Origin of the sequence: Pseudomonas halotolerans (genome assembly GCF_039581215.1) — a bacterium.
Taxonomy (GTDB): domain Bacteria; phylum Pseudomonadota; class Gammaproteobacteria; order Pseudomonadales; family Pseudomonadaceae; genus Aquipseudomonas; species Aquipseudomonas tehranensis.
In genome coordinates, this window is record NZ_JBCNTJ010000008.1 from 103,461 (window position 1) to 119,178 (window position 15,718).

The window sequence follows — 15,718 nt, forward strand, 5'->3', positions numbered from 1 at the left end:
AAGTGCATTGGGGCCGCTTCGCGGCCCAGCGGGGATAAATCCCCTCGCCACAATGTTACAAACCTGCAAATCCGAGCACCTTTTCCCACAAGGCCACTAAACTGACTTCATTGGGTCTGCGCCAAGGGAATCGCCATGTCGCTCCGTTCGCCGTTGTATTCCCAGCGCAAGCCGCTCCTGGCCGTGGTGGCGCTGCTCGTTACAGGTTTCCTGGCCATTGCATTGCTGGGCTATTACGCGGCCCATGCCTCCATACGCGACACCCTCCTCAAGACGCTGTACTTGAACCTGCTGATCGGCGCACTCGTGACGCTGACTGTCCTGGTCATCCTCTATCGCCTGATCGACCGCTACCAACACCGTATCGACGCCCAAGCCACCCTCGACAGCCTGACCGAACTGCCGAACCGGCGCGGCTTCGATCTGCTGGCCGTGCAAGCCCTGCATGAAGCCCAACGTGAACCCAAGCCCCTGGCGGCGCTGCTGCTGGAGCTGGACGAGTTCAAGCGGCTGGACGCCACCCATGGTCACATCGCCAGCGACCAGTTGTTGACCGGGTTCGCTCGCGACTTGACCGACAGCCTGCGGCATTCGGACATTGTGTGTCGCTGGAGTGGCGAGGCTTTTATTGTGCTGCTCAAGGACACCGACGGGCAGAACGGTCTGAAGATCGCCGAGAAAATTCGTCAACGGATCGAACAACAGCGTTATTTCTGCAGCGGCAAAGAACTACGAGTCACCGTCAGCATCGGCCTCACCACCTTGCAGGACGAAGACACCTTGCACAGCCTGCTGTCGCGGACCGATCATGCACTGCAACGCGCCCGGCAAACCGGAAACAACCGAACCTGTGTACAGATGCCTCACTCCAGCTATGAATAAACCTGACCTGTGCCCGGCCTGCGGCGCCAGCAATGACTGCACCCTGGCCGACCCGCGAACCGCCGACCGTGCCTGCTGGTGTTACGGCGTGAGCATCGACCCGGCCGTGCTTGAAGCATTGCCGGTCGAGCTGCGCAATCAATCCTGCCTGTGCCCGCGCTGCGCCCAGGTATTGGAGCAGTTACAAGCCAAGGAACAGTCGATTGGGTAAGATGCGCGTCCTTTCTCCTCCGCTGCCCACCCATGCGCGTTGACCGTTTTTTAAGCAACCTACCCCGTTTCAATCGCCAGCAGGTCCGCCTGTTGCTGGTGGAACGCCGAGTACGGATCGACGGCCAGATCGTCAACGATCCCCATGCGCAGGTACGTGAATTCAGCCGAGTCGAAATCGACGATGAGGTGCTGCAAGGGGGCCGCCCTGCGCGCTACTTCATGCTGCACAAACCGCCCGGTTGCGTCAGCGCCACCCGCGATCCGCAACACCCTACCGTGCTGGACCTGCTGGACGAGCCAGACAAGGACGACCTGCACATCGCCGGGCGACTGGACTTCAACACCACCGGGCTGATGCTGATCACCAACGACGGCAGCTGGTCGCGGCGCCTGACCCAGCCGCAAACCAAACTGCCCAAGGTCTATTACGTCGAAACCGAGCAAACCATCACCGCCGAGTACGCCATCACCTTCGCCCACGGCTTGTACTTCGCCTTCGAAGACCTGACGACCCAGCCAGCTGAGCTGACGTTGCTGGGGCCAAGATCGGCGCGACTGAGCATCGTTGAAGGCCGCTATCACCAGGTCAAACGCATGTTCGGCCACTTCAATAACAAGGTACTGCGCCTGCACCGCGAACGCATGGGCCCGTTGCTGCTGGACGCCGAACTTGAGCCGGGCCAATACCGCGCCCTGAGCCCTGAAGAGATCCAGCTGATCTGATCGTATGACCGCTCGGCAGAAGTGTCGGGCAATTGTCAAACAACACTTGCGCGACAGCCGGTCCGCTGCTTGAATCAAACCGTCGGCCGAAATGTGACCGATGAGTCACCACATACTTCCAAGAAACTTTTTGCCGGCCGGAGCCCTCAGGCTTCTTCTTAACAGCCGACAAACTGCCCGCCTATAACAACACCCGTCGACCAGCTTGCGCGGATCGACATGGGCCTTCTCTTCCAGGCGTATGCCTACCTGTCACATTGCTCGTGCAATCTCATTGCGCGCATACCCGCTTGCCAGGAGTCTTATGACATGAGGCCAGAAATCGCTGTGCTGGATATACAGGGTCAGTATCGGGTTTACACGGAGTTCTATCGCGCAGACGCCGCGCAAAAGACCATTATCCTGGTCAACGGCTCGATGGCCACCACCGCCTCGTTTGCTCAGACCGCCAAAAACCTCTACCCGCAATTCAACGTCGTGCTGTACGACCAGCCCTACGCGGGCAAGTCCAAGCCCCACAACCGCCATGAGAAAATGCTGACCAAAGAGATCGAAGGCCAGATCCTCCTGGAACTGATCGATCACTTCGCCGCTGAGCATGTGCTGTCTTTTTCCTGGGGCGGCGCCGCCACCCTCACCGCCCTGGCCCAACGTCCACGGCGCATCGAAAAAGCGGTGATCAGCTCATTCTCGCCGGTGCTCAATGCACCGATGCGCGACTACCTGGAACGCGGTGTCGATTACCTGGGAAGCCTGGACGGCCACCGCGTGGGCCACCTGGTCAACAGCACCATCGGCAAGCACCTGCCGCCGCTGTTCAAACGTTTCAACTATCGCCACGTCAGCAGCCTGGCCGAGCATGAATACGGGCAGATGCACTTCCACATCAGCGACGTGCTCCACAGCGATCGGTTGTGCTACGTCAATGCGGCGAAAAAAATCAACGTGCCGGTGCTGTTCCTGAACGGCGAATGGGACGAATACACCGCCGCCGAAGATGCCAAGGTCTTCGCCAACCACGTGCAGCACAGCAGCTTCAGCACGCTGCAAGCCACCGGGCACTTCCTGGACATGGAACACAAAGCCGCCTGCCGCGACAGCCGTGACGCCTTGCTGGGTTTCCTCAAACCCACCCAGCACGAAAGCCGACCGCGCTACAGCTACGTGCAGGGTTACCATGCACCGGCCATCTGAACCGAGTCTTCGCGAGCAAGCCCCGCCCTGCGCTTTCAGCAACGGGGTTTGCCCGCGAACGACCGCTCTGGTTTGAGGCTTGCGTAGACGGTTAACTTCACCGTCCGTAAAGAAAAACTTCAAATCCCTGGCCACATCTGGTACAAAGTCAGCCGCTCTGAGCGGGTGTCGTATAATGGCATTACTCCAGCTTCCCAAGCTGATAACGAGGGTTCGATTCCCTTCACCCGCTCCAATCGAATTCTGGTCTCACGTCGTGTGATTTGACGGGGGATAAAAAAACCGGCTCTTGGTGGCCGGTTTTTTTATGGCTGATGTTTGGGGACGTGTGAGGGGATCTTCGAGCGTAGGTAGGTGGCTTCCCGTGTGCGGGCCAAATAAATATGTCGCCATTTCACGCCCGATAGAGCATCAAACATGCTTAGCGACAAAAGCGACGACGACAAACACAGTCAGAGCGAACGCAGCACCGATGCTGAACGGCAGCCACGTAACGCGGAATGTGGTCGGGGTCGGGCGCCTCATTTCTTCAGCTAACGCCTCCACCTCACGATGTAATTGCTCGATGCTTGATGGATAACTTCGATGTGTGGACATGTCTTTTTCTCCTCCCAGGTCGGGGGCCCTGCTGAGTCAGTGAAACGAAGCCAGCAAAATCTGTCGGACGTCAGTCGCTCATTTCCTATAGTCCGTCTGCGGAGCACTATTTCCGATCTACACAGTTGTGGATAGTGGATGGTTCCCGCTTGGCTGTAGGCAAAATCAATGCTGTGAGGGCGCAGGCGCCCTCACAACGTACCTGGCGACTACCCAGGTAACTGCTGATTATCCAGTACGCGATTCACCGCTAACTCACTCAACATGATCACCTGTTGCAGCACCATCATCGTGTTGCGCTGCGAGCCTTCCATTGCGCCGGCGATATCACTGGCCATATCGCTGGCCGACGCCAGCGATTCGCAGGCGTGGACGAGCAGCGTTTCGTCATCCACCGTTGGGTCGATGAGGAAGATGTTGCCGGACTTGCGGGGCGGTATCTGCGTTTTCGGCGCCCCGGGGTTGAGGTAGTAGCTGAGTGCGCGGTCTGCCGCCTCTTTTAGCTTCTTAGGATCGAGAGAGGCGTCGTAGGGTACTGGATCGATATCCGGGGGGTTGGGGGTAACCTTGAACATATGTCTAATTCCAGAGTTGGGGCCACAACCGCTCTCGACTAAAAGAGGGTGGCGGCTGTACGCAGGTTAGTCGACCGGTGGAATTAGCAAACCCGGCGCGCCCAAGGGCGCCCTGCGCACAACCACCATCAAGTACAGGAATAGAATGACCTGACTGAATGGCGCTCATGCACCTTGCTAAAACCGACCGGGCGACTAAACCCGACCACTGATAGGCAGTGGCAGGTAAACGATAGAGGCCGAGGGCAAAGCGCACAAGCCAGCGGATTCTGACGCACGCGTAAGTAGGGACGCAAGGTGTCGTAGCCTTTAGGACGTAACGCCGGGTGTCTTTAAACATGCGCCTTGGGATGTGTTTATGCGCAATAAACATCGAGAGTTTCGTTGGTGTTTTTTGGGACTGAAATGTCGGTGGCACTGCGTTAGATTCGGGACGGGGAGACTGGACGCTGGCTATCACCTTTGGCCTCGCTGATTGGGCTTTGAATTGTGCTGGTTGCGCACGGCAGGCACCGTTAAGCGTCGATAGGCTGGTGAGCGGCAGCGTGACAGGCGGCCGGTCTGCCGATTTCCTTCTGGCTATGTAGCTTGTCCGACGATGGATGTTCGGCGCGAAAGCTGCCACTCAAAAAGCGACTCGATCATTCCCGCCCGACCGTGCATCATCATGCTCGCCACGACCCCGTCGCGGCATCGAAGTCATAAATGCAGAACCTGCCCGCCTGCACAAATGAGCCTTGTGAAATGGAAGTCATCTTATGTTTGAACGTAACAAACTGGTTCCGGAGTTAATGGTAACCAGCCTGGAGAGCAGCTTAGCTTTTTGGGTTTCTTGCCTGGGGTTCAAAGTAGCTTATCAACGCCCGGAAGATGGATTTGCATACCTTAATTTGAATGGGGCTCAAGTCATGCTTGAACAGGTTGATTCGGACGCGGGTCAATGGCTGACGGCACCGTTGACTAAGCCGTTTGGAAGAGGCATCAACCTACAGATTGATGTTGAGGCTGTCGCCCCGATCATCCAAAAGCTTGATCAGGCTGGATTTTCACTCTACCGAGAATGCAAAGACACCTGGTATCGGGCTGAAGATGTAGAAGTAGGCCAGAGAGAATTCATCGTCCAGGATGCCGACGGTTATCTCGTAAGGTTGGTAGAGCGGCTGGGCGAGCGACCGGCTTGCTGAATCTGGATCTGAACCAAGCCGACCGTCAGTTTTGGGTCGTTTGCAGCCCCTCGCGACGGGCAGAAATCGGCCGATAGTGTTGAAAAAGTCGCTCCGCTTAAACTGCCCGGAAATTGACCGGGGAAAACGCCATTTTTGCAGGCTGCTATGTCAAATCTGAGCCTTGAAGCCTCAGCCAAAAGTAAAGATTTCAATCTCAGATGTGTAATTTTCTGCCGCGGAACCCAGGGCCGACTTTTTCAACAGAATCGGCCAATAGCTGCCAGTGGGGGAAGACAGCAATCCTCCAAAGGAGGACCGTTTCTTTCTCGCTGAAAGACCTTTTTTGGACTACCCCCACTCCGGTAGACATTTCCCGACCTAACAACGGGGCCGGCTCGAAAGCCTCGGGACTGATGCCACCCAAATAACTGTGGCAGCGGATTTGGTTGTTGTTGATAGCAGTCATGGTGGCCTCTTTCGTTACGAGCCAGTGAGAAATTCGCGGCCCAGCAACCTTGGGCGCTGTTGTTTCGACGGATTCACTGTCTCGCAATACGGAGAGGGCTTTTGCAGACTTGCCTGCGATGTTGGGGTTTTGGCGCTCAGATAGACTCCATGAGTGCCACCTGAACTGACTTCGCCCGGCAGCGCTGCTGCCTGCCCGGTCAATTGATCTTAAGGTTCGCCGCAAGGAAATCCATGAAAACCCTGACGCGTGTGGGCAACCGACCGCCCTGCCCGACGTAAACCGCATGCACCTCAGTTTTCCCCGTGGGCATGAAATCCTCCAGGATCGGCAGGAGCTGCCCGGCGGCTAAGTCCTGCTCAACCTGGCAGAAACCTACGCGTGCAAGGCCAAGCCCGAGGATCGCCAGGCTCCTCACACCATGGCCATCGCTGGCTCGAGTGTTTCCGGTCACGGGTATAGAAAACGGCTGGCCGTCCCCATCCACGAAGCCCCACTCCATATTTGGTTGGTTGAATGTGAATCCCAGGCAGTTGTGAGACGCGAGATCCGAGGGCAACGTCGGAGTGCCATGCGTTTCGAGATAGGCCGGTGACGCCACGATAAGAGTTCGAGTCTCACCTAGGCGCCTGGCCACGAGGTTGGAACTCTTGAGCGGCCCGCTGCGGATCGCTACGTCTGCCCGCGAGCTGATGAGATCAACCACCTCATCACTGAGGAAAATCTCTACCGACACCCCAGGGTGGTAGCCGAGGAACTCGTTTAACAGCGGCAATAGGTACAAGCGCCCTATGTCCACGTTGCAGTTTACCCGCACGGTTCCCTGTGGTGCCGAGCTGGCGGCTGCTTCCTGCTCAGCCTCATCGAGAGCAGCCAGGATGGTCAGAGTGCGCTCATAGAAAGCCGTCCCTTCGGGAGTAAGCAGCTGTCGTCGCGTCGAACGATTGAGCAAGCGGGTGCCCAGCCTATTCTCCAGCCGAGAGATCAGCTTGCTCACCGCGGAGGGGCTCATCGCGCAACTCTTAGCTGCAGCTGTATATCCACCGTCCTCGACAACCCTGACGAATACGCTCATCTCGGCAAAGCAGTTTATGTCTAGTCGTCTCATTTGAATTCAAGTCACAAGTTGTATGCCTGAGGACCGGCTATATCTGCCGAAACCCCACTCTTATTCTGTTCTCCAGAGCCCGAGTTGAGCCTCGAAACTCAGCAACAGGCGTGCCACCGCTATAGATGTCCAGTCTGGAGGATGAGATGAACAGCAAGGTCAAACTGATCCTGATCTACGACGGCAAGGATGAAGAGGAGATCGGTCCTGCGCTGGTGACGTGGGCCACGGAAGTTATAGCTCAGCGCGCCGAGTTCGAGTGCTGTCTACTTGAGCCGACCCACCTTGTGGGTGGCCCTCTTGATGACGATCAACCTCAGCGACGAGAAATCTTGCGTCACCTTGCCAGAGCTGATGCTTTCCTGATCCTTGCTTCGGAGCGGAGCAACGGGTATTCCGCGAAATTGAAAGCAATCATCGACAAGGTAGCAATTCGTTTGCAGGCCAGGCCGGTGGCATTCATCGGGTACGGCGGCGAGTCGGGCGGAATGAACGCTATCGGGCAGCTTCGCCAAGTAGTGGCGGGGCAACACGCGGTACCCATCTGCAGCTTCGTGACATTTCCCAGTCCCTGGACGCTCTTCGATGAGTGTGGGGTCTTGCGCCTGCAAGATCAGGCAAGACTTCCCATGGCGAGAATGCTAGTCCAGCTCAACTGGTGGGCCAGAGCGCTGAAGATTGCACGAGAACAGAAGCCCTATGAGCTAGTAAACCAATATCAATAGCTGAGGCAGAAATAGGCAGTTATTTCACAGGAATCGATTACTGCTTCCTCGGCCCCCGCCCCTAACCTTATGTCCATACCCACTGCGGGGTGAACATAAGAGGAATCGAACATGATGAACATTGAAGGCAAAGTCATCGTAATAACTGGCGCCAGCAGCGGTATTGGTGAAGCTACCGCACGACTACTGGCCAGTCGCGGTGCCAAGGTGGTACTCGGCGCTCGGCGTACCGAGCGTCTTGAAAAGATTGCCGGCGATATCCGAGGCTCCGGCGGTAGCGCAGAGTTCCGTGCACTCGACGTCACCGATAGACAAGACGTCCAGGACTTCATTGACTTCACCGTTACCCGCTTCGGTCGAGTCGATGTGCTGGTAAACAACGCCGGTGTGATGCCGCTTTCCAAGCTTGAAGCGCTCAAGGTCGATGAGTGGGATCGCATGATCGACGTGAATATCCGTGGAGTGCTGCACGGTATCGCAGCGACCCTTCCGCTGATGCAGACGCAGAGAACTGGGCAGATCATCAACATTGCCTCGATTGGCGCATATGCGGTTAGCCCGACGGCGGCCGTTTACTGCGCAACCAAGTACGCCGTGCGAGCAATTTCGGAAGGCCTTCGCCAGGAAGTGGGCGGCGACATTCGGGTCACCGTTATCGCGCCTGGGGTGACCGAGTCCGAGCTGGCAGAGAGCATTTCCGATGAAGGAGGTCGTGCTGAAATGGTGGAGTTCCGCAAGATCGCCATTCCTGCCGATGCCATTGCGCGGGCCATTGCCTACGCAGTGGAGCAGCCCGCGGAAGTAGATGTAAGCGAGCTGATCGTACGGCCAACCGCGAGCCCTTTTTGACGGGATGCGCAATTGCGAGGCTGACCATCGGGCCAGCCTCGCGTCGTTAGTGCGACTACCTGCCCTGCCGAACGTTTTGCGAAGCGAGCGGCGCCTTAACTAAACCAAGGAGCAACGACATGGCGAACCCCTCAGGTAATCAAAACAAGTATGTCGGCATGTGGGTTACTGCGGATGGCCGCATACGGCATGAACTGCTGACCGGCGGGCGCTATGACGAGGCCCGTGGTAACAAGAAAAGTGCCTACTAGGGGCGCTATTGGCTCGAAGGCAACCACATCGAGTATGTGGACGATACCGGCTTCACCGCGGACGGTGAGTTTCGCGATGGGGTCCTCTACCATGCAGGCATGGTTCTCTATCGGGAGGAGACTTAAGCCCGAATACCTAAAGCTTAAATCTGACCGCTGTATCGCCTATGACTGGCTGCTTTAGGTCGGATAGCAACCACCGCATCCAACGACGACTCTTTCCTCTTTCTACATGACGGAAAGGACACATCCAATTCGTGTCGGGTGCTTTTTGCATCTCGGTGAAGACTGCCAGGAAGACCCGGAGTAGTTTTTTAGGGAGCCTTTTGAAGTTGACGACCCGCCCAGCAAGGCAGCCCTGCATTTTACGATCTATTTATTCGAACAAAACCTTCGATATTGGCCGGCTATTTGGACAAGAAGACTTGGCGCAGAATTCTCCTCAATGCGGCTCACCAAGGTGGTGAGTCCTTCAAAGAGCAACAGCCATGACTCAAGCAATCGCAAACACCAGCAGCACTCCCCGCACCAACGCCATCACCATTGACACGCTCTCCGCGTCGGCCTCACTAACCGGACGCGTGTTTTTAAGCGCTATTTTTCTGCTCTCGGGCGTCAGCAAGATCAGCGCAGCGGAGGGAATGATCGGCTACATCAACGCCGTCGGATTGCCGTTCCCGACCCTCGCACTGGCGATCGCCATTCTGCTGGAAGTAGCCGGTGGCGCTGCGCTTATCCTGGGCTATCGCACCCGCCTGGTAGCGGCAGGGCTCGCCGTATTCAGCGTGGTCACCGCACTGGCGTTCCACAGCCAGCTGGGCGACCAGAACCAGTTCATCCACTTTTTCAAGAACATCGCCATGGCGGGCGGTCTGATGCACGTCGTCGCTTTCGGTGCCGGACGTTTCAGCCTGGATGCGCGTCGCAGCTGAATCCCTTCCGATTCTGGCCGGCACAAGCCGCCGGTTCGCTCAAGCAACACACACTAAATTCGAGGTGAGAGATGAAAGCGATTCGCGTAACGCAATACGGGCAGCCTGAAGGCTTCGTGTTCGAGGAGTTGCAATCGCCAGTGCCGGGCAATGGAGAGGTGTTGATCGAGGTGACCGGCAGCGGGGTGAACCCGATCGACTGGAAGGTGCTATCCGGTGCGATGAAAGCCTTCATTCCGCTACAGCTGCCCTATACACCGGGCGTCGAAGTGGCCGGTCGCGTGGCAGCGCTGGGTAAGGGTGTCAGCAGATTTTCGGTGGGTGATGAGGTGTTTGGTTTCATCAATATCGTCGGCGGCTACGCGACTGAGGTGGTGGCCGGCGCAGATCGTCTTGCCCATCGGCCGAGCCGCTTGCCGGCGTTGCACGCAGGCGGTGTACCGGCGGTTGCTCTTACTGCTTGGCAGGCGCTGCATGAACATGCGCAAATTAAGGCGGGCCAGCGGGTGCTGATTCATGGCGCCGCGGGCGGAGTCGGCAGCATGGCAGTGCAGATGGCACGCATTGCTGGCGCCTCCGTAGTCGCCACTGCCTCGGCCGGCAACCATGATTACCTGCGTGAGCTGGGGGCGTCAGAAGTAATCGACTACAACCAGACCCGGTTCGAGACTGTTGTCGAGCCGGTCGATGTGGTGCTGGATCTGGTCGGCGGCGACACTCAAACTCGCTCGTGGTCGGTGCTCAAGCCTGGCGGTGTATTGGTGTCCCCTGTGAGCCCGCCGGACGTCAAACAGGCAGAAGCCGCCGGCGCAACCGGTAAGCATTTCGCCACGCGATCCGATGGCACACAGCTCGAGAAAATCGCCGCGCTGTTTGAGACCGGCGAGCTGGTGATCGAGGTGCAAGTGCTGCCCTTATCCCAGGCTGAAGGGGCATTGCGTAAAAGTTCGGGGCGACACATACGCGGCAAGCTGGTACTCGACGCCAGCCTCTGAGCTGGCGCAACAGTCGATCAAGCCGGGCGATGCCCGGCTTTTTCACGTCTCGAATTTACCAACTGTCTGGCAAGCTTTTCGCTCTAGGCGCAGCCGTGATCACACGGACTGAAGCTGCCATTTGTCTCAGCGCAAATTCGCGACATCTTCGACAGGCTCGCAACAGACGCAGCGCTGCGCTTGCGAGACGCTGACCTCATCTTTCAACCATGAGGATGCCGCCATGCACCGCTACGACAAGTTCGACTTCCCCCTAGCCGAGACCCGTCAGCATCTTGAGACCGGCCCGATAGTGCTTGTCAGCTCATGTTGGCAAGGCGAAACCAACATTATGACCATGGGCTGGCACATGATGATGCAGTTCAGCCCGGCGCTATTCGGCTGCTATATCTGGGAGGGAAACCACAGCTACGAGACGATCCGCCGCAGCCGGGAATGCGTGATCAACATCCCCACCGCGGCCAACGTCGATGCTGTCGTCGCGATCGGCAACAGTTCAGGACGCTCGGTGGATAAGTTCGAGGCATGCGGGTTAACCGCTGCGCGTGCCAGTCGAGTGCAGGCACCCTTGATCGAGGAGTGCTATGCAAACTTTGAATGCCGCCTGGCCGATGATAGTCAGATCGACGCCTACGGCCTTTTCATCTGGGAGGTGGTGAAAGGCCATGTCGCCACCGACGTCAGAGAGCCGGCTACCTTGCATTACATCGGGCAGGGCCGATTCCGCGTGGCAGGCCGGGTGATCGATATGAGCGAGCTCTTTAAACCGCAGAATCTCTGAGGCGGCCGTCACGCGTGCCTATAGATGCTGGGCGTGACGCCCACCTCGCGGCGAAACACCTGGGAGAAATGGCTGGGGCTCGAGTAGCCAACCTCTAATCCGACATCAATGATGCTGCGGTCCGTCTCCAGCAACAGATGCCGGGCGCGGCTCATACGCAAACGGATGAAGTACTGAGAAGGCGACAGCCCGGTGGCGCGTTTGAATATCCGACTGAAGTGGTACTCGCTCAACCCGGCAACCCGGGCAAGATTGGCGAGACTGAAGTCTTCGGCCAGACCTTCGTTCATCGCCTCGATGACGCGCCGCAACTTGTAGGCCTGCAACGCATTGCTGCGCCGGGCGCCGCGGCGCGGATCAAGGTAACGGCGCACCAGATGCACGGCGAGCGCCTGAGCCAGGCTGTGAGCAAACAAGGGGCTGGGCTGGCGCTCGTCGAGGAGCTCTTGGCGCAGATGCTCCAACATGAGGCTGATCCGATCATCCTGCGCGCCGGAAATATCGAGAAAGGTTACCGGGTCGGCCTGATCGCCCAGTACGTCGCGAGCTGCCTGGTCGATCAGCGGCAGGCCGAGGTACAGGTGCATCACCTCGAAGATGTCGCAGCCTTGTGTTTGCCAGCGCATCTCGTAGGGCTCGCCAGTGTTTGTGAGAAAGAAGTCACCGGCCTTTATATCGGACGCCTCCCATTCGCCGCCTAGGGCGCGCTCCTCGACTCGAGCCGCGCCCGCTAGCACCCACACTAGAAGCGGCTCGACCACCGCGGGCACCAGGATCGGCTCGACGATGCTGCGATGACTAAACCGCAGCACCACCACGTCCTGCATCTGCGGACGCGGCGGCAAGCCCTGCAGCGTACATGGCAGGTAATGCAGCATCGATTCGCCCGTGATGCGCTGAGCATCGCTTGCAGGGAGGTTCTGAGGATCTACTTGGCGCACAGGAGACTCCATCGACAGAGCCCTATGGCGAGGGCTGGTGTAGATAGGGTAACGCAGCCTCGGCGGCTTTGAGCAGGGTAGCGCTGCGGATCAGCCGGCCAACGCAGGGATCGGCGCATCCAGGGCAAGGGCAGCCCGGACCGGGTCGAAGTATTCGCGGATAAACGCGAGCTTACCGTTCTCGACGCGTACGAACAGCACGTACTCCTGCTCGTAGATGCGTCCGGTCGGTTTGATGAGGCCCTCGGCCTTAACCTCGGCGCTGGCCTCAAGCGGGCTCACGCCGGGGTGAATTCGTAAGTCAAAGAAGCGGAAGCTCTCCACCGCACTGATGAACCAGCCCACATGACCAAGCACCTGATCGCGCCCTTCGAGGCGCGCTGGATGCCCGAGTGCGGGCGCAAATGGCAGCTCCCACACCAGGTCGTCAGTGATCAGGGTTTTCCAGCGTTCAGGGTCATCAACAAAGGTTTCGAAATGCAGGCGCAGCAGCTGTTCGGCGGTCATGATGTTGCTCGTATCCAGGAGAAAGGAGGGGCTTGTCAGAGGGCAAGCCCGGAGCGGTCAGCCGAACAGCTTGATAGCTGTTTTGGCGATCAGCTCGCCTTGGTGGCGGGCACCGTCCAGCTCGATGTCACTGGGCTGACGCGAGCCGTCACCGCCCGTGATGGTCGTCGCGCCATAAGGGGCTCCGCCCACCACTTCTGAAACTCTCATCTGGCCCTGGTGGCTGTAAGGCAGGCCGACGATAGTCATGCCGAAGTGCAGCAGGTTGGTAATGATCGAGAACAGCGTAGTTTCCTGACCGCCATGTTGGGTCGCGCTCGCCGTGAAGGCTCCGCCGACCTTGCCGTTGAGCGCACCACGCGCCCAGAGGCCTCCGGCCTGATCGAGGAAAGCGGCCATTTGGCTGCTGATGCGGCCGAAGCGGGTGCCAGTGCCGACGATGATGGCGTCGTACTGTTCGAGCTCGGCGACCGTTGCAATCGATGCGGTCTGGTCCAGTTTAAAGTGGGCACTGCGGGCGATGTCTTCGGGGACAGTCTCCGGGACGCGTTTGATGTCTACCTGCGCACCGGCTGCCCGGGCGCCCTCAGCGACGGCGTTGGCCATTGTTTCGAGATGTCCATAGGACGAGTAGTAGAGAACCAGAACCTTTGCCATGAGATGTCTCCATTGGTGAGTGCCAGCGGCCGTGTTGCCGCGATGGAGCCAATGTCTCATGGCGCTACTATCTAAAATAGACAACCAATATAGAGCATTAGGTTCGATTTTTTCGAATACTCAGGGCGCTTCGGTTGCCTGCGCCTTGAACCGTTCGATCAACCAATTTGCAGCCGGGCCGGGAGGCGTGTCGGTGCGGTAGATGACATCGAAGGCATAATCACCGCCGAAGCAGTCGGGCAGGTAGAGTTGCACAAGGCGCCCGCTATCCAGATCCTCGCGAATCATGTCGATCGGCATGTTGCCCCAACCGATACCTTCGCGAAGCAGCATGTGCTTGGCGCCTAGATCCGCCAACCGCCAGGTTCGTGTGCCGACCACGGCGAACTCCTGATCCTCGGTAAGTCGCGAGCGATCAGTCAGAACCAGTTGGACATGCGCGCGGCCTATACCCGGCGCGTGCGGGCCCGGTTGCGCCAGCGGATGGTCGGGCGCCGCCACCGGAACCAGCGCGACCTTGCCTACACCGATACGTTCGATGCCATCGATGCTGGTGGTCAGCGGGCCACTCACGCCCAGGGTGGCGCCACGGTCGAGCACCCGCTGCGTCACTGCGCCGAGGGCCTCGATATGCAGGTGCAGCGACACGGTGGGGAATTCTTCACGAAAGGCCTTGAGCGCATCGACCACCCGTTCACTGGGCAACATCACGTCGAGCACCAGATGCACTTCCGCTTCCAGCCCGTGCAGCAGCCCACGAACCTTGGCTCGCAGGCCGTCGATTCCGTTGTAGATCGTACGTGCCTCGGCCAGCACCGTGCGGCCGGCGTCGGTCAATTGCGGTTTGCGGGTGGTCTTGCGATCGAACAGGCTGACACCCAGTTGCATTTCCAAGTTGGCAATGGAGTAGCTAACCACCGATGTGGCGCGGTGCAGCTTACGCGCTGCGCCAGCAAAACTACCGACCTCCACCACCGTTAGAAACACACGCAGTTGATCGAGGGTTGGGGTGCCCGGGTCTGAAATCATTTCTAATCGCTCGAACGTTTCGATACATATTATCCGGGTTTTGCAGATAAGACAGCGGGCCTAGAGTGACCTCACCCTCACTCTTTCAACGAAAACCGCTATGACCCTGCAAACTTCCGCCACAGGCACCATTGAGCAGATGATCCTTCCTAACGTGCGTGACATTGGCGGGTTCGACGTGCGCCGGGCGTTGCCGTCGGTGCAGCGGCGAATGGTCGGACCGTTCATCTTTCTCGACAGCTTCGGACCGGTGGTCTTTGGACCGGGCGAAGGCATCGACACCCGCCCGCATCCGCACATTGGCCTGTCGACAATCAGCTACCTATTGCAAGGCGAAATGCTACATCGTGACAGCGCCGGACATATCCAGCAGCTGCGTGCCGGGGAAATCAACCTGATGACTGCCGGGCGCGGAATCGTCCACTCCGAACGCTCCAGCGATCTGGTCCGGGCCACCGGTGGCGAACTTATGGGCTTCCAGGCCTGGGTCGCGCTGCCCGAGCCACACGAGGAAGACGAGCCAGGCTTCCAGCACCTGCTGGCCCAGGGTATCCCGCACATCGAAAGCGACGGTGTTTCGCTAAGTCTGCTGGCCGGTTCGCTGGAAGGTCTCATCTCACCAACCCGGACCGTCTCCGACCTGTTCTACGCGGACCTTCAACTGCAAGCGGGTGCGCGATATCGCTTGTCTGCCGAGCATATCGAACGTGCCCTGTATGTCGTCAGTGGCGAGGTTGAGGTGGTTGGGCAACCGGGGCGCTTCAGTGCCGATCGGCTGGTCGTGCTGCGCCCGAACAGCGAGGTGGTGTTGCGTGCTTTCGGGCCCACCCGACTCTTACTGCTTGGCGGCGAACCGCTAGAAGGTCATCGGCACATTTACTGGAACTTCGTTTCGAGCCGGCCCGAGCGCATCCAACAGGCGGCCGAAGACTGGCGTGCGCGGCGCTTTCCAGATGTGCCAGGCGATGAGGATTTCATTCCGCTGCCAGACGATTCGGGACTGCGCTGGCGTCTTAAGGCGTGATCTACGCTGCCTGGCCTTGGGCCCTGAACGTTGGCGCAAAACCCCAACAGCCTCGGCAAGCCTGCGAAAGCCCGCCCCTGCACATTGCGAGACAGTGAGGCCG

17 protein-coding genes, 1 tRNA gene and 2 pseudogenes are annotated in these 15,718 nt (G+C 58.6%); 13 read left to right on the plus strand and 7 right to left on the minus strand.

Features of this window, described 5'->3' with window-relative positions:
* Positions 1-270 precede the first annotated feature (270 nt).
* The 5 genes and pseudogenes from AAIS01_RS13245 to AAIS01_RS13265 form a co-directional block, all read left to right on the plus strand.
* A pseudogene (locus AAIS01_RS13245) lies at positions 271-882 on the plus strand (GGDEF domain-containing protein); the annotation flags it as partial.
* Positions 875-1,093: a cysteine-rich CWC family protein gene (locus AAIS01_RS13250; protein ID WP_343469323.1), complete on the plus strand. Its 219-nt coding sequence runs from the start codon at positions 875-877 to the stop codon at positions 1,091-1,093. The pseudogene AAIS01_RS13245 and the gene AAIS01_RS13250, both read left to right, overlap by 8 nt.
* Positions 1,094-1,125: 32 nt before the next feature.
* Positions 1,126-1,818 (plus strand): pseudouridine synthase, encoded by a 693-nt coding sequence (locus tag AAIS01_RS13255; RefSeq protein ID WP_343469324.1) that lies wholly within the window; start codon positions 1,126-1,128, stop codon positions 1,816-1,818.
* Between the two features lie 309 nt (positions 1,819-2,127).
* Entirely contained in the window at positions 2,128-3,012 is an 885-nt protein-coding gene (locus tag AAIS01_RS13260) for an alpha/beta fold hydrolase (RefSeq protein WP_343469325.1), read from the plus strand.
* Between the two features lie 161 nt (positions 3,013-3,173).
* Positions 3,174-3,247: transfer RNA gene (locus AAIS01_RS13265), tRNA-Gly, on the plus strand.
* Between the two features lie 571 nt (positions 3,248-3,818).
* On the opposite strand, the gene AAIS01_RS13270 is transcribed toward AAIS01_RS13265, so the two are convergent.
* Positions 3,819-4,184: a DUF6124 family protein gene (locus AAIS01_RS13270; RefSeq protein WP_186655056.1), complete on the minus strand. Its 366-nt coding sequence runs from the start codon at positions 4,182-4,184 to the stop codon at positions 3,819-3,821.
* Positions 4,185-4,942: 758 nt separating this feature from the next.
* Here AAIS01_RS13270 and AAIS01_RS13275 point away from each other — a divergent pair.
* Positions 4,943-5,368 carry a bleomycin resistance protein gene (locus tag AAIS01_RS13275; protein ID WP_343469326.1) on the plus strand — a complete coding sequence of 142 codons (426 nt, stop codon included), beginning with the start codon at positions 4,943-4,945 and terminating at the stop codon, positions 5,366-5,368.
* 196 nt (positions 5,369-5,564) lie between these two features.
* Here the strand turns inward: AAIS01_RS13275 and AAIS01_RS13280 are convergent, their stop codons facing one another.
* Together AAIS01_RS13280 and AAIS01_RS13285 are read right to left on the minus strand one after the other, a co-directional pair.
* Positions 5,565-5,816, minus strand: coding sequence for a hypothetical protein (locus tag AAIS01_RS13280; RefSeq protein WP_343469327.1), 252 nt, complete (start codon positions 5,814-5,816; stop codon positions 5,565-5,567).
* A 199-nt stretch (positions 5,817-6,015) separates the two neighbouring features.
* Positions 6,016-6,924: a LysR family transcriptional regulator gene (locus AAIS01_RS13285; RefSeq protein ID WP_343469328.1), complete on the minus strand. Its 909-nt coding sequence runs from the start codon at positions 6,922-6,924 to the stop codon at positions 6,016-6,018.
* A gap of 146 nt (positions 6,925-7,070) precedes the next feature.
* Here AAIS01_RS13285 and AAIS01_RS13290 point away from each other — a divergent pair, with 146 nt between their 5' ends.
* The 6 genes and pseudogenes from AAIS01_RS13290 to AAIS01_RS13315 all read left to right on the plus strand — a co-directional run bounded on the left by AAIS01_RS13290 (position 7,071) and on the right by AAIS01_RS13315 (position 11,457).
* The gene (locus AAIS01_RS13290) at positions 7,071-7,649 is read left to right on the plus strand and encodes an NAD(P)H-dependent oxidoreductase (protein ID WP_343469329.1); all 579 of its coding nucleotides are present in this window, start codon (positions 7,071-7,073) and stop codon (positions 7,647-7,649) included.
* A gap of 111 nt (positions 7,650-7,760) precedes the next feature.
* On the plus strand, positions 7,761-8,498 hold the full coding sequence (locus AAIS01_RS13295) for an SDR family oxidoreductase (protein WP_343469330.1): 738 nt from the start codon (positions 7,761-7,763) through the stop codon (positions 8,496-8,498).
* Between the two features lie 119 nt (positions 8,499-8,617).
* A pseudogene (locus tag AAIS01_RS13300) lies at positions 8,618-8,875 on the plus strand (Atu4866 domain-containing protein).
* A gap of 362 nt (positions 8,876-9,237) precedes the next feature.
* Entirely contained in the window at positions 9,238-9,681 is a 444-nt protein-coding gene (locus tag AAIS01_RS13305; protein ID WP_343469331.1) for a DoxX family protein, read from the plus strand.
* Positions 9,682-9,752: 71 nt separating this feature from the next.
* Complete coding sequence (locus tag AAIS01_RS13310; protein WP_343469332.1) at positions 9,753-10,676, plus strand: NADP-dependent oxidoreductase; 924 nt, start codon at positions 9,753-9,755, stop codon at positions 10,674-10,676.
* Positions 10,677-10,899: 223 nt separating this feature from the next.
* Positions 10,900-11,457 carry a flavin reductase family protein gene (locus tag AAIS01_RS13315; protein ID WP_343469333.1) on the plus strand — a complete coding sequence of 186 codons (558 nt, stop codon included), beginning with the start codon at positions 10,900-10,902 and terminating at the stop codon, positions 11,455-11,457.
* An 8-nt stretch (positions 11,458-11,465) separates the two neighbouring features.
* On the opposite strand, the gene AAIS01_RS13320 is transcribed toward AAIS01_RS13315, so the two are convergent.
* The 4 genes from AAIS01_RS13320 to AAIS01_RS13335 form a co-directional block, all read right to left on the minus strand.
* The gene (locus AAIS01_RS13320; protein ID WP_343469334.1) at positions 11,466-12,410 is read right to left on the minus strand and encodes a helix-turn-helix domain-containing protein; all 945 of its coding nucleotides are present in this window, start codon (positions 12,408-12,410) and stop codon (positions 11,466-11,468) included.
* A 78-nt stretch (positions 12,411-12,488) separates the two neighbouring features.
* Complete coding sequence (locus AAIS01_RS13325; RefSeq protein ID WP_343469335.1) at positions 12,489-12,905, minus strand: nuclear transport factor 2 family protein; 417 nt, start codon at positions 12,903-12,905, stop codon at positions 12,489-12,491.
* A 57-nt stretch (positions 12,906-12,962) separates the two neighbouring features.
* The gene (gene wrbA / locus AAIS01_RS13330) at positions 12,963-13,562 is read right to left on the minus strand and encodes an NAD(P)H:quinone oxidoreductase (protein ID WP_343469336.1); all 600 of its coding nucleotides are present in this window, start codon (positions 13,560-13,562) and stop codon (positions 12,963-12,965) included.
* 120 nt (positions 13,563-13,682) lie between these two features.
* Positions 13,683-14,591 carry a LysR family transcriptional regulator gene (locus AAIS01_RS13335; protein ID WP_343469337.1) on the minus strand — a complete coding sequence of 303 codons (909 nt, stop codon included), beginning with the start codon at positions 14,589-14,591 and terminating at the stop codon, positions 13,683-13,685.
* A 100-nt stretch (positions 14,592-14,691) separates the two neighbouring features.
* Between AAIS01_RS13335 and AAIS01_RS13340 the strand changes: the two genes are divergently transcribed.
* Positions 14,692-15,615 (plus strand): pirin family protein, encoded by a 924-nt coding sequence (locus AAIS01_RS13340; protein ID WP_343469338.1) that lies wholly within the window; start codon positions 14,692-14,694, stop codon positions 15,613-15,615.
* Positions 15,616-15,718 lie beyond the last annotated feature (103 nt).